We start from the raw sequence: 12,130 nt of genomic DNA, 5'->3' as shown, positions 1-12,130 counted from the left end.
AATTCCGTGATCCTGCTGTTTACTGGAATAAGCAACCAACTTGTATATAAACACAGCAACAAACTCCTACCCACATTTGTATTTAATGGCATTTTTTATTGAGGCGAGAAGCGCGAGCTTTGGTCTGAACTTTATGGTGGCTCGTTGGGATATTCTTGTTTTGCATTCTTGTTTTACATTCTTGCGCAGCCACTCGCCAAGGAGGAGGCTGACTAAAGCCGTCGCAATAAAAAGGCCAGCTAATCAGCTGGCCTTGAATGTCTCTTTTAAAACCCGAAAAAGACTAACCCTTGCGCCACGTTGTGCCGCTGGGTCCATCTTCAAGAATAATATTCAGGGCATTTAAGCCATCTCGCGCGGCATCGGCTGCGGCCCAGTCTTTGGCGGCACGGGCATCGTTACGCGCTTTGATTAACCCTTCGATTTCTGCCACTTCATCATCATCTTGCTGCTCGCCTTGCAAATATTCACTTGGGCTGCGTTGTAAAATGCCTAGCACCTTGCCTAAATTAATCAGCACGCCGGCCAAATCACTGGCTCGCTCATGCCCTTCTTGCCCTTCAGCTTTGGCTCGGTTGAGCTCTTTGGCTACGTCGAACAACACTGCCATGGCCTCAGGTGTGTTGAAGTCATCATCCATGGCTTTATCAAAGCGAGTGAGGTAATCAGCACTGTGCATATCGACTTGGGTATTTGCTTTTACGTCCCTAAGAGACGTATACAAGCGCTCAAGTGCACTGCGCGCTTGGGTAATATTACTTTGTGAATAACTCAATTGACTTCGATAGTGAGCTGACATCAAGAAATAACGCAATGTTTCAGCATCATGTTGCTGTAACACATCCCTTAATGTGAAGAAGTTGCCTAACGATTTAGACATTTTCTCACTGTCGACTTGCACCATACCCGCATGCACCCAGTAATTTACATACGGGGTGTCATAAGCGCAGCATGATTGCGCCACTTCATTTTCATGATGAGGGAAAATCAAATCAGAGCCACCGCCGTGAATATCGAAATGCTCACCCAAATGTTTTTGATTCATGGCTGAACACTCAATATGCCAGCCAGGGCGCCCGTCTCCCCATGGGGATTGCCAGCTTGGCTCACCAGGTTTTACGGTTTTCCATAAAACGAAATCCATTGGGTCGTCTTTGTCGCTGTCAACATCAACCCGCGAGCCCATGTTCAGTTGGTCTAGGTCTTGTTTACTTAGTTTGCCGTAATCCGCATAGCTGCTCACATCAAACAACACATCTCCTGATTTAGCCTGATAAGCGTGGCCGCGCTGAATGAGGCGCTCGATAATCGCGATAATTTCAGGCATGTGGGTCGTCACGCGGGGTTCAATGTCTGGCTCAAGTAAGCCTATCGCGGCGAAATCTTCATGCATCATGGCGATGGTGCGCTCAGTTAACTCACTGGTCGTTTCGCCATTTTCATTCGCACGTTGAATGATTTTGTCATCAATATCCGTGATGTTTCGCACATAATTCACGTCATAGCCTTTGTGGCGTAAGTAGCGCACCATTAAATCAAAACTCAAGTACGTGCGTGCGTGCCCCATGTGCGACAGGTCATACACTGTAATACCGCACACGTACAACCCCACCTTTGATTCATGTAAAGGTGTAAAGAGCTCTTTTTGTCGAGTCAGGGTATTGTATATGTGTAGCATTAACCGTTTTCCTATAAATAAAAGTTCAGTAACGTAAAAAGGTGAGCAAAGGTGCCCAGAGCGCCGATTCTATCACTGTGTCACTCCCCTCGCATTAATCAATATGAATCAACTGCTTAAAAAGCGCGTCGCTTTACGTTAGAATGGCGAACTTTTATTTTTTATGATTCACCTGAGGGCATTAAAATGGTCACAATTCATACTAACTACGGCGTCATTAACATAGAGCTTTTCGCAGACAAAGCGCCTGAGACAGTTGCTAACTTTTTGAGTTATGCCAAAGAAGGGTTTTACGACAACACAATCTTTCACCGTGTTATCGATGGTTTCATGGTACAAGGCGGTGGTTTCGAGCCGGGCATGGAGCAAAAAGCAACTAAAGCGACCATTAAAAATGAAGCTAACAATGGCCTTGCCAACGAAGTAGGCACATTGGCTATGGCACGTACAAATGAGCCGCACTCTGCTAGCTCACAGTTTTTCATCAACGTGGCTAACAACAGCTTCTTGAACTTCCGCAGCGAATCTGGCGATGGTTGGGGTTACTGCGTGTTTGCTAAAGTGACCGACGGCATGGACGTGGTCAACAAGATCAAAGACGTTAAAACGGGCAACTCTGGTTATCACCAAGATGTGCCTGTAGAAGATGTGGTTATTCAGAAAGTTGAAGTTAGCGAATAATCTATTTTTCGAGGCCTGTTTATTCTGAACAGGCCTTTTATCGAGTCTCCCCCATGTCTTTTACCTACTTTATTGCCGATTTACATCTATCTGCTGAGCGCGAAGATATTAGCCATTGTTTATTTCAGTTTCTTGCGCACGACGCACGACAAGCAGATGCACTTTATGTGTTAGGCGATTTGTTCGAAGCCTGGATTGGCGATGACAATCAAACCCCATTCAATCAGCAGGTCGCCAGCGCGTTCAAACAGGTGGCAGAGGCTGGAGTGGAGGTCTTTTTTATTCATGGCAATCGCGATTTCTTGATCCGCGAACGCTTCGCGAAACAAGCTGGCTTTACCTTATTGCCAGAACAAGTGGTGATTGATTTATACGGCACACCCACCTTGATCACCCATGGTGATGAACTGTGCACGAAAGACGTGGCCTATCAAAAATTCCGTAAAAAAGCCCGTGGTTGGTGGTGGCCAAGGTTAGTATTGTGCTTACCCTTGAAAACACGACAAAAAATTGCTGATAACGGCCGAGCAGCCAGTAAAGAAAACCAAAAGCAGCTCACCAATGACATCATGGATGTGACGGAGCAAGAAGTGATCGACACTATGGCGCGCTATAATGTACAACGCTTAATACATGGTCATACTCATCGCCCAGCCATTCACGAACTCACTGTCAACGGCCAACCAGCCAAGCGCATCGTCCTAGGCGATTGGTACGATCAAGGCAGTATTTTGAAAGTGACAAAAGACTCGCTCTCGTTAACGGCACATCCCTTCTTTACGCAAAGCGTAAGCAGCCCTTATGGGACTGATAACGCTTCCAGTTAATAGTGCATGTATCTTGTCTAAACAGACAACATTATTCAACGCAAAAAAAACGGTGCCCTACTCGAACACCATTGATTTGCCTCTACCATGGGACTCAGAGCCGGCTTGTAGCTCCCCACCACGATTGATGATCGTGTGTAAATCACCAAACCGGCGAGCTTCCATGGTGTAGCCCATATCTTCTAATGATGTAATCACTTCTGGTGCAATCCCATCATGGTGGCGAATAACATCTTTAGGCAATAATTGGTGATGAAAACGCGGTGCATCCACGGTGTCTTGGGCGCTCATATTAAACTCTAGCGCGTTCAAAATAGACGTATAAACCGAGCTAATAATCGTGGTGCCACCGGGTGAGCCCGTCACTACACTCACCTCACCGTCTTTGAGTACGATGGTGGGGGTCATTGAAGAGAGCATGCGCTTTTTAGGATGAATTTCGTTTGCTTCGCCGCCAACTGCACCAAACACATTTGCTACCCCTGGCTTAGCACTGAAGTCATCCATTTCATCGTTTAATAAAAAGCCTGCGCCTTCTACCACCACACCACTGCCAAACCCCAAGTTGATCGTGGTGGTGTTTGACACTGCATTGCCCCATTTATCCACAATCGAAAAATGCGTGGTTTCTTCGCTTTCTTTCAAACCGGGCTTGATTAACTCAGTGACTGAGATGCTGTCCAAGCTGATATCAGCGCCGCGCTTAGCAATGTAATCTGGGTCAATTAGCTCAGATACCGGCACTTGAACAAAATCTGGGTCCCCTAAATACTCAGCTCTATCGGCAAACACGCGTTTACCTGCCTCTGCTAATAAATGTATGTAGGGCGCAGAATTATGCTCGAGCTTGTCTTTGCCCTTGGTGAGCTGGTCATACATGGTTAACCACTGAATTATCGCGATACCGCCTGAGCTCGGTGGTGGTGAGGTGAGCACATCGTATTCACGCCATTTTGCACTGATAGGTTGGCGAGCTTTAGCTTCATACTCTGCTAAATCTTGTTCTGTGATCAGGCCTTTATGGTTAGCCATAAAATCAGCGATGATTTTTGCTGTTTTACCCTTATAGAAACCATCACGTCCTTGATCGCGAATAAGCGCTAACGTTGCACCAAGCTCAGCTTGTTTAAACACTTCCCCTGTTTTGGCAGACGCGAAATAATCATCAAAATTGACCTCAAAGCCTTTGTCTTTTAACCGCTTGCTATAACGGCCAATGTAACCAGCGAGTTTTTCGGGCATGACGAAGCCATCCTTCGCTAATTTAACAGCAGGGTCGACTAGGTCTTTCCACGGCAATGTACCGTACTTTTCATGGGCTAGCCACATGCCCGCCACTGTGCCGGGTACGCCTGATGATAAAATGCCAATCACTGATTGATATGGCACCACATTACCCTGTGCATCAAGGTACATATCACGATGGGCAGCAAGTGGCGCTTGCTCGCGATAGTCGATAAAGTCAGACTCCTTGTCTTTGTACACCAGCATGAAACCACCACCGCCAATGTTGCCTGCTTCAGGTAATGTGACCGCAAGCACAAATTGTGCAGCTATTGCGGCATCAACCGCGTTTCCACCTTCTTGCATGATCTGCTTTGCCACGTCCGCACTAAAGGCATCGGGCATAGCGACTGCCGCTTTTTGCTGCTGCGCAGCTGAGGCGTCATGCTGGCTTTGTGTTTTTGCTGCGCCCTGCTCTTGCTGAGCACCACAAGCGCTGAGCATACAAATTGAAAATAACACGAGTGAAAATTTCATCAGACTTCCTAATAGTGACTGTTTAAAACGTTCAGTACATCACTTTTGTCAGCGTAATTTTTGTTATCAACAAAAGCACAAAAGTGATGCACGAGCAATAACGCTTATAGCATGATCAAGCTGGCAATAAAGTACGCAATAAATGCCAAGGCACCGCCAAATAAGGCGTAGGGCATTTGCGTGCGAACGTGCGTGAGCAAATCACACCCTGATGCAATCGACGATACGGCTGTGGTGTCAGATATCGGCGAACAGTGATCGCCGAATACCCCGCCGCCTAAAATTGCGGCAAGTACTAGCGAAGGGGGTAAACCTAAGGTTTGAATCAGTGGCACACCAATAGGAATAAGAATGGCGAAAGTACCCCAACTTGTTCCCGTGGTGAAAGACATGATCCCTCCCGCTAAAAACAACACAGGGACTATCAACGACAGTGGCAAATAATCACCCACTAGATTAGCGACAAAAATACCTGTTCCCAGTTCTTTGAGGCTGCCGCCTAACGTCAGTGAAAACAGCACAATAGTGACTAGTGGTAAAATTTCACCCATCCCTTTGAACCCTTCGTCTACTAACTCTTTATGGGTGTATTTTTTCGCGCTTATTAATAATAAATACGCGACCATACACGCCAGCACAGTTGCATACAGCACAGATTTGCTACCACTTCCTGCGGCAATATCTCCATCCCCCGTCCACAACATAAAGCCAATCATACCGAATATCATGGTACCCAGAGGAACAAGCATGAAACGCGCTTTACTAGGGGGGATGGGCAAACTGACATCGTTATTCTGCTGCATCTCGCGCTCGGCTTCGCGCAAGGGCCCGTGTACTTTGTCTGTGACGATAGTGTAGGTGACGATAAGTAACGCAATAATAGCGTAGAAATTAAACGGAATAGTGCCCCATAAAATGGAGACTGGAGACTCTTCTAATTCGTAATTACTTAGTAAACCAAGGACGAACGCCCCCCAGCCATTAAGTAAAATTAAGATACAAACAGGTGCGCTGGTACTGTCGATAACATACGCTAACCGTGCGCGACTCATTTTAAATTTATCGTATAATCCGCGAGATAAAATGCCCGACGCTAATACACTCAAGTTGGACTCAATAAACACCACTATGCCAGTAAACATGGTCAACAAACCCACTTGCCGCTTACTTTTAGCCACGCCTTTATTGATCAACATTTCAACTGTAGCGGTTACCCCACCCGAGTTGCGAATGTAGGCTAGCAAAGCACCAATTAACACACTGAATATGAGAATGCGTGTATTACCAGCGGAACTCGCTATTTCAATGACTCGCTCAATCGAGCCAATAATGCCGTTGAATAAAAACTCACTACCGTTTCGATAGGCCAGCAATGCTTCAGCTGAGAAAATGGCGAGAATCAATGCCAAGATGACTTCTTTGCGCCAAAAAACCACCACGATTGCGATAATCGGCGGCAGGATAGAATACCATTCCATATAGAACCTTATATATGCGCCAGTGCGCTATTATTATTGTGTGTTGAACGGGGAGTGTTGCCTCAAATAAATATTTACTCTTAACGAGTAAGTATTTGAATAAATTATCACGCTTTGGAGGTACTCGTCAGCAACATTACACTATTTTTCGTAAGGTTTTAAATACTATTGAATTGCTAGAGCCGTGGTGTACTTAATTTGTTCCATGGCAAAACTGGATGTGACATCCGACAACTCAACGCCCCCTACCAGTTTTTTATAAAACACATCGAAGGCCTTCATATCAGCGACCACCACTTTTAGCATATAGTCGTACTCGCCACTCATACGGTAAAATTCAACAATTTCTTCCATTCCGGCGGCGTACTCAGCAAATCGGCTCAACCAATTAATATCATGTTGCCCAGCTTTGACTTGCACAAAGACGGTCATTCCTAGGTTTAATTTGTCTGCATCTAATAAGGCCACACGTTTCTTAATCACCCCCTGTTTTTCTAGGTTTTGAATACGCCGCCAACAAGGCGTTGTACTCAAACCGATGCGCTCAGCAATATCGTTAACAGATAGGGTGGCATCATCTTGCAATAGCCTTAAAATTTCTTTATCTAGCCTATCCATAAAAATTATTTCCACAATTACCAAAATTATAGGAATTAATTTACAAAAATAGTCAAACAAACGCAATTGTTAGAAATTTATTCCTTCGCGCTCATGGCATAGTATTTAGTAGATTTTTCTTCAATCAATGGAATACCAAGCATGTCGACCGAAGCCCTATCAATTGCTGTAAACAACACGCATGATGACAACCACAATCTACCAGCTGACCCTAAAAACGCTTCAGCAACCTTCACCAGAGGGCGTATTTATGAAGATATCACTCAAACCATTGGTAATACCCCTCTGGTACGCTTGAGTCGTTTGGGCAAGAAGTACAATACGCTTGGTGAAATACTCGCTAAAGTGGAATACTTTAATCCTGCAGGTTCAATTAAAGACCGCCCTGCACTGGCCATGATCAATGCACTCATGCTTTCAGATTCATTTGATGAAACTACTCAGATTATTGAAGCAACCTCAGGCAACAACGGCGTTGCCTGCGCATGGATATGTGCCATGAAAGGCATTCCTTTGACCATAGTGATCCCTGAGCATATGTCGATTGAACGTCAAAAACTGATTAAGCACTATGGCGCGAAAGTGGTCACCACACCAAAAGACTTAGGCACTAAGGGCGCTATCGATAAGGCAAAAGCCTTGGTAGCAGAAACACAAGGCGCTGTGATGCTTGATCAGTTTGGCAACCAAGCGAATCCTGATATGCATTTTAACAGTACCGCACAGGAAATTTGGCGCGACACCAATGGAGAAGTTGACGTGCTGATCGCTGGCGTCGGCACAGGCGGCACCATCACTGGTATCGCCAAAGCACTTAAAATTCGTAACCCTAAAATAAAAATCATTGCGGTAGAGCCGGCATCTTGCCCTGTGTTGAGTGAGGGTCGTGGCGGTGTGCACAAAATTCAAGGACTAAGTTCAGGGCACGTGCCTGACGTATTAGATGTCAGTTTGTTAGATGAAATCATGACCGTGAGTAACGAAGACGCTATTGCTTATGCGAGGGAACTTGCTCGCGTAGAGAGTTTACCGGTGGGTATTTCATCCGGCGCAGCGGCATACGCGGCTGTTCAAGTCGCTCAGCGAGCAGAGCTTACGGGCAAAAATATTGTGACTATCTTAGCGGATACCGCAGAGCGTTATTTCAGTACTGACTTATTTGCTCAGGAGTAACGTGAATGCTCATGACGATACGCAGATATCGGTGAGCCGAAAACCTTCTATCACCATCCCGATTTTGGCGCTAATGTTTTAGCGCCTTTTTATCGCCGCCAATGTGCTAACGCGCTTTTACGAATGATCTATGGAGCAGCGCGTTATTTTGGCGAATGGCCGTTATAGGCATGATTAAACGGCTGTCGTTTTCCCTCATTTTGTTGATTGCCTTGGGCAAAGTTGATGTCGTCAATATGACGCAGCTTGCGCCACGGTCTATCACTGACAAAGAGCATCACCAAGATACCCGCTGAAATAGCACCGGCAACTTTAAACAATAAAATTGCGGCCATAAAAAATAAGGCACCAGAGGTCTGTTGTGGGATATTCGCCAAAGGCAAAAAAGCAGTTATAACGATGGCAAGAACAGCGACGGCAAATAGAAGTGATACAAGTGTTTTATTATTAGACATTATTAGTTCCTCTAAAAATTCCTTTTTGTGTGACTTGTCCCTAATGCACTTTCGTATGCAAGACCACTACAATATAGCCATCAAAGTGAGGGCTATCAAACTGATTTTGAGGGAATATTGAACGTAAAATGAGGCGTATCAATTTTACGGTAAATAAAACTCGCCCAATACATAAATGGGCACTACACATTAATTAAATTCGAAAAATAACGCCGCAAGGCTTAAAGACGCGACCAACAACAATACCAATCCATTGATACCGAAATTGTCGTTCTTTCTTCTAGTTCGCTTACGCTTCATTAGTAAAACCGTCAAACTCAACGCTACGCAGGCAAATAGCAAAGCGACTAAATAGGTACTTAAAGAAGACGACCATTGTTCGCGGCCAGTGACCCCCCAAAAATCTTGCACACCTGTCACGAATTCCGGGCGGGCATAATGAAACACGATTAAGGCAGCCAGGAAGACCACCCAGCCCACAACATTCACCCCAACCATGGTTTGAAATAATTTATCGTTCTCTACCCGTGTTTTACGACGGTTTTCGCCTTGCCAACTTTGCTTGTCTATTTCCATTGTCTGCTCGCATCCGATTTTTCTTGAGTCTAAGCGCCACCTGAGTAAGATTACACACCTTGTGAAATTAGCCAACAAACAGACGTAAAATAATAGCCATCAGCGCCTAAATTTCACACAAATTGGATCGTTATGTACCGAAGATTAGCTATTTTAACCGAATATACAGCGTTATCATGGCACTTCCCCCTAAAAGAATGACATAATTTAGCATTGCTAAATTTTACTAAATACCCAAAGTGGTTTGGAGAGAAAACATGGCGCAAGCCCCAGTGGCAGATATTTTTGCCGGTAAATATTCAGTAGGTCAGCAGGTCACCGTAAAAGGTTGGGTGAGAACCCGCCGTGACTCGAAAGCTGGTTTATCCTTCGTTGCTTTGCATGACGGAAGTTGCTTTGACCCTATTCAGGTCATCGCCCTGAATACCCTGAATAATTATGCCGACATTCAACGGTTAACCACTAGCTGCTCCATCATCGCCACTGGCGTGCTTAAGGAATCGCAAGGCCAAGGCCAATCGCTTGAAATAGAAGCCGATGAGATTGAAATCGTTGGCTGGGTAGAAAACCCAGATACCTACCCTATGGCCCCGAAGCGCCATAGTTTAGAATACCTTCGCGAGCACGCTCATTTGCGCCCAAGAACAAACGTGATTGGCGCAGTGACCCGTGTAAGAAACTGTTTGTCTCAAGCAATTCATCGCTTTTTCCATGAAAACGGCTATTGCTGGGTGAGCACACCTATCTTAACCGCCAGCGATACCGAAGGCGCAGGCGAAATGTTTCGCGTGTCTACTCTAGACATGATGAATGTACCAACAACCGAACAAGGTCAAGTTGATTTCAGCCAAGACTTTTTTGGGAAAGAAACCTTCCTAACGGTATCAGGGCAATTAAACGGTGAGACATACGCGACAGCGATGTCAAAAATCTATACGTTTGGTCCAACGTTTCGTGCAGAAAATTCAAACACCAGCCGTCACTTAGCTGAATTTTGGATGATTGAGCCTGAAGTGGCGTTTGCCGATCTGAGCGATATCGCTCAATTGTCTGAAGATTTGCTTAAATATGTGTTTAAAGCAGTACTGGCTGAACGCGCTGATGACATGGCCTTCTTCGCGCAGCGGATCAACAAGGATGCGATAACGCGGTTAGAAAAAGTCATCGAGCAAGACTTCGTGCGCATGGACTACACCGACGCCATTGAGATTTTGCAAAATTGTGGCAAGAAGTTCGAGTTCCCAGTTTCTTGGGGCGTTGACTTGTCGTCAGAGCACGAGCGTTATTTGGCAGAAGAGCATGTAGGCGCGCCAATTATCATGCAGAACTATCCAAAAGACATAAAAGCGTTTTATATGCGTATTAACGACGACAATAAAACTGTTGCCGCTATGGATGTACTCGCCCCTGGGATCGGAGAGATCATTGGTGGTTCACAACGTGAAGAACGCCTTGACGTATTCGACCGTCGCTTAGCTGAAATGGGATTAGATCAGGAAGATTACAGTTGGTACCGTGACCTACGTCGCTATGGCACAGTGCCCCACTCTGGTTTTGGTCTCGGTTTCGAACGGTTAGTTGCTTATGTCACTGGCATGCAAAACGTTCGAGACGTAATTGCTTTCCCACGTACACCGGGTAATGCAAACTACTAAATCTGTCCCCTTCAATATAAGCCACCTACTTGGGTGGCTTTTTTATACCAGTCAGTAACAAAAGCCCTCTATTTTCAGCTATATGCTTGAATTAAAGCACTTTATTACAATTTCTTACATCCAAGCGTCATTCTCATTCTATTAATTTAATGAATGTTCTGTATAATCCAACATTACCTCAAATGATGGATTATTTAGGCTACCCTAAGCCTAATTAGAGCGTAAAGTGAAAATACTATGAATTTAAATAGAATAGATCTTAATCTTTTTGCCGTATTCGATGCGATATATACCGCGGGTAGTTTGACGAAAGCGGCAGACGTATTGTGTATCACACAACCAGCGGTCAGTAACTCACTCGCACGCCTACGAGAAATGTTGAACGACCCGCTGTTTGTGCGCACAGGCCACAGCATGACGCCGACTCCAGCGGCGCAGAATATCATCGGTCCCGCTCGCGAAGCGCTGGGCTTATTGCGTAAAAGTGTGCAGGAAAGTCATACATTCGATCCCGCTACAGCAGAAATAAGCTACAACTTCGCTGCCAGAGACTTACTCGAAGCGAGTATTATGCCGAGGCTCACCGCTCAGCTGCAGAACGTAGCGCCAAACATAACACTCACCAATTACGATATTTCGCGCAGCAATATTGTGTCTGCGATGGCAAGTGGTAGTTTAGATTTTTACGCGGATGCCTCCTCGGCATTTGTTGATCCACATTTGTGTAAACAGAAAATTGCAGAAGATAGGTTTGTTGTCATCGCACGGCGCAATCACCCAGCACTAAGCCAAGGGTTAAATTTAGACACTTTCTTACAGCTTGGACACATCAATATTTCTCAGCGCCGCACGGGTGCGGGTCCAATTGATGTTGCGCTGGACAAACTCAATTTAAAACGGCGCGTGGTAATGCGTGGCCAACACTTTTTGACCGTGCCTGCGGTGATTGTAAAGACCGATTTAATCGCATGTGTGCCATATCATCTTGCTAAGCATTATGATTGCTCAATATACGAATTACCTTTTGAATTGGCTCCAGTAGAATACTTTTTGTACTGGCATGTGAGTGCGGATCATGATCACGCGCATATGTGGCTTCGCGAACAAATCGCTGAAGTTGTCACGACGTTTCATCCCAGTGTGTCAGTCTCATAACGACTATTATACGTTTTCATTGAATCACGCCCATGTGCTTTATGCTTGGGCGTTTAATCTTTTCTTTTATGAC

The 12,130-nt window shown here is 45.3% G+C and carries 11 protein-coding genes; 5 read left to right on the top strand and 6 right to left on the bottom strand.

From position 1 onward, the window contains the following. Nucleotides 1-283: 283 nt before the first annotated feature. Nucleotides 284-1,678: a cysteine--tRNA ligase gene (gene cysS, locus AC0VYA_RS09405; protein ID WP_475490828.1), complete on the bottom strand. Its 1,395-nt coding sequence runs from the start codon at nt 1,676-1,678 to the stop codon at nt 284-286. Between the two features lie 186 nt (nt 1,679-1,864). Here cysS and ppiB point away from each other — a divergent pair, with 186 nt between their 5' ends. Together ppiB and lpxH are read left to right on the top strand one after the other, a co-directional pair. Further along, nucleotides 1,865-2,359 (top strand): peptidylprolyl isomerase B, encoded by a 495-nt coding sequence (gene ppiB / locus AC0VYA_RS09400; RefSeq protein ID WP_033187010.1) that lies wholly within the window; start codon nt 1,865-1,867, stop codon nt 2,357-2,359. A 53-nt stretch (nt 2,360-2,412) separates the two neighbouring features. After that, on the top strand, nt 2,413-3,186 hold the full coding sequence (gene lpxH / locus AC0VYA_RS09395; RefSeq protein WP_475490827.1) for a UDP-2,3-diacylglucosamine diphosphatase: 774 nt from the start codon (nt 2,413-2,415) through the stop codon (nt 3,184-3,186). Nucleotides 3,187-3,243: 57 nt separating this feature from the next. On the opposite strand, the gene ggt is transcribed toward lpxH, so the two are convergent. The 3 genes from ggt to AC0VYA_RS09380 all read right to left on the bottom strand — a co-directional run bounded on the left by ggt (nt 3,244) and on the right by AC0VYA_RS09380 (nt 7,043). After that, nucleotides 3,244-4,947 carry a gamma-glutamyltransferase gene (gene ggt, locus AC0VYA_RS09390; protein ID WP_475490826.1) on the bottom strand — a complete coding sequence of 568 codons (1,704 nt, stop codon included), beginning with the start codon at nt 4,945-4,947 and terminating at the stop codon, nt 3,244-3,246. Between the two features lie 104 nt (nt 4,948-5,051). Continuing rightward, a complete protein-coding gene (locus tag AC0VYA_RS09385; protein ID WP_011574701.1) occupies nt 5,052-6,425 on the bottom strand; it encodes a Na+/H+ antiporter NhaC family protein in 1,374 nt (457 codons plus the stop codon). 165 nt (nt 6,426-6,590) lie between these two features. Continuing rightward, complete coding sequence (locus tag AC0VYA_RS09380) at nt 6,591-7,043, bottom strand: Lrp/AsnC family transcriptional regulator (protein WP_475490825.1); 453 nt, start codon at nt 7,041-7,043, stop codon at nt 6,591-6,593. A 141-nt stretch (nt 7,044-7,184) separates the two neighbouring features. Between AC0VYA_RS09380 and cysK the strand changes: the two genes are divergently transcribed. Beyond that, nucleotides 7,185-8,216, top strand: coding sequence for a cysteine synthase A (cysK, locus tag AC0VYA_RS09375; protein WP_475490824.1), 1,032 nt, complete (start codon nt 7,185-7,187; stop codon nt 8,214-8,216). Nucleotides 8,217-8,359: 143 nt separating this feature from the next. On the opposite strand, the gene AC0VYA_RS09370 is transcribed toward cysK, so the two are convergent. Next, entirely contained in the window at nt 8,360-8,671 is a 312-nt protein-coding gene (locus AC0VYA_RS09370) for a hypothetical protein (protein ID WP_011574698.1), read from the bottom strand. A gap of 189 nt (nt 8,672-8,860) precedes the next feature. Continuing rightward, nucleotides 8,861-9,247 carry a hypothetical protein gene (locus AC0VYA_RS09365; RefSeq protein WP_011574697.1) on the bottom strand — a complete coding sequence of 129 codons (387 nt, stop codon included), beginning with the start codon at nt 9,245-9,247 and terminating at the stop codon, nt 8,861-8,863. Nucleotides 9,248-9,504: 257 nt separating this feature from the next. On the opposite strand from AC0VYA_RS09365, the gene asnS reads away from it, so the two are divergent. Together asnS and AC0VYA_RS09355 are read left to right on the top strand one after the other, a co-directional pair. Further along, the gene (asnS, locus tag AC0VYA_RS09360) at nt 9,505-10,902 is read left to right on the top strand and encodes an asparagine--tRNA ligase (RefSeq protein ID WP_011574696.1); all 1,398 of its coding nucleotides are present in this window, start codon (nt 9,505-9,507) and stop codon (nt 10,900-10,902) included. Nucleotides 10,903-11,139: 237 nt separating this feature from the next. Then, complete coding sequence (locus tag AC0VYA_RS09355; RefSeq protein ID WP_011574695.1) at nt 11,140-12,057, top strand: LysR family transcriptional regulator; 918 nt, start codon at nt 11,140-11,142, stop codon at nt 12,055-12,057. The last annotated feature ends 73 nt before the right edge of the window (nt 12,058-12,130 follow it).

Source organism: Paraglaciecola sp. QJM3NY_14, assembly GCF_056173245.1.
The sequence above is the reverse complement of the archived record's forward strand: the minus strand, read 5'-3'. Positions and strand labels throughout refer to the sequence as shown.

Excerpts from the sequence above, each read along its gene's own strand:
- cysS (WP_475490828.1), bottom strand. The coding sequence starts at position 1,678 with ATGCTACACATATACAATACCCTGACTCGACAAAAAGAGCTCTTTACA.
- ppiB (WP_033187010.1), top strand. The coding sequence starts at position 1,865 with ATGGTCACAATTCATACTAACTACGGCGTCATTAACATAGAGCTTTTC.
- lpxH (WP_475490827.1), top strand. The coding sequence starts at position 2,413 with ATGTCTTTTACCTACTTTATTGCCGATTTACATCTATCTGCTGAGCGC.
- ggt (WP_475490826.1), bottom strand. The coding sequence starts at position 4,947 with ATGAAATTTTCACTCGTGTTATTTTCAATTTGTATGCTCAGCGCTTGT.
- AC0VYA_RS09385 (WP_011574701.1), bottom strand. The coding sequence starts at position 6,425 with ATGGAATGGTATTCTATCCTGCCGCCGATTATCGCAATCGTGGTGGTT.
- AC0VYA_RS09380 (WP_475490825.1), bottom strand. The coding sequence starts at position 7,043 with ATGGATAGGCTAGATAAAGAAATTTTAAGGCTATTGCAAGATGATGCC.
- cysK (WP_475490824.1), top strand. The coding sequence starts at position 7,185 with ATGTCGACCGAAGCCCTATCAATTGCTGTAAACAACACGCATGATGAC.
- AC0VYA_RS09370 (WP_011574698.1), bottom strand. The coding sequence starts at position 8,671 with ATGTCTAATAATAAAACACTTGTATCACTTCTATTTGCCGTCGCTGTT.
- AC0VYA_RS09365 (WP_011574697.1), bottom strand. The coding sequence starts at position 9,247 with ATGGAAATAGACAAGCAAAGTTGGCAAGGCGAAAACCGTCGTAAAACA.
- asnS (WP_011574696.1), top strand. The coding sequence starts at position 9,505 with ATGGCGCAAGCCCCAGTGGCAGATATTTTTGCCGGTAAATATTCAGTA.
- AC0VYA_RS09355 (WP_011574695.1), top strand. The coding sequence starts at position 11,140 with ATGAATTTAAATAGAATAGATCTTAATCTTTTTGCCGTATTCGATGCG.